Here is a 932-nt window from a genome sequence, read left to right as displayed (position 1 = left end):
TCTTTGTAGCCATTGTCTAGCCACCCGTTAGAGGATACAGCGTCTAAGATTTCTTGTGCTTTATTCTTCGGTACGGACTTATTGTACTTTTTCAGGGATGTTGTCAATTCCGTAGAGGAAATACCTTCTAACATTTCGGGTGAGGGATAGGTTTCAAAGAATCCCCTAGAAGTTTTACTATCCAAGTCCTGAAAGAAGTCCGTATAGTTTGGATAATGATGGACCAATAGATTGTGTAAGCTGATTTTCATGTTCGCCACCATTTGAACATAATTGTTACGAGTACTTAGGGTTTGCTTGATGGCAAGGTAAATATCTTGAGGGTTGGCAATGGGGTGAGCGTCATATTCATCAATTAGATTTTTACAAATAGCACGAGCATCTAGTTTATCCGTCTTATTGCGGTTCGTTCCCCGATTTCTCTTCTTTTTGGTATAGGATGAGTTCACTTCTTTTACAAGGTAGCCCTCCGAAATGAGGAATTTGGCAAGGGAACGTCCATAAAAGTTTACGTCTTCCAATCCAAATATCACGTCTTTACCTTCAGCATGTTTCTTTAAGTTGGTGATAAAGGTAGGAAAATGAGTGGGTGCGTTCTTAAACGTAAAGGATTTAATGATATCGCTAAAACAATTGCAGAGCACGGCAACGTGGTTTTTCTTATGCAGGTCCACTCCTACGAATAAATATTTTGTTCTATCTATGGTAGCCATAAATACTCCCCCTATATGTTGTATTTTTTATGTAGGAGAAAAGGGACATGACAGCGTCAGTTTTAGCGTTAGCCCCACTGAAACGAAGGCTCGCAGTGATACGTTAGTCTAATGTCACCTTATCCAATCAAAAATTAGTTACTGATAATGGCAGGGTGCTGACCTTGTTGACAGGTAACATCCCCATAATGGTATTGACCTTTGTAGAAGTCTTCACGG

1 protein-coding gene is annotated in these 932 nt (G+C 39.9%); it reads right to left on the bottom strand.

Annotated elements, in window-relative coordinates:
* The coding region (locus FKP33_RS26755) for an IS110 family transposase (protein ID WP_141336833.1) at positions 1-713 on the bottom strand (713 nt) is incomplete at its 3' end.
* Between the last annotated feature and the right edge of the window lie 219 nt (positions 714-932).

The organism is Paenibacillus sp. tmac-D7 (assembly GCF_006519665.1).
GTDB lineage: Bacteria > Bacillota > Bacilli > Paenibacillales > NBRC-103111 > Paenibacillus_G > Paenibacillus_G validus.
This window is presented reverse-complemented; position numbering and strand designations above follow the sequence as displayed.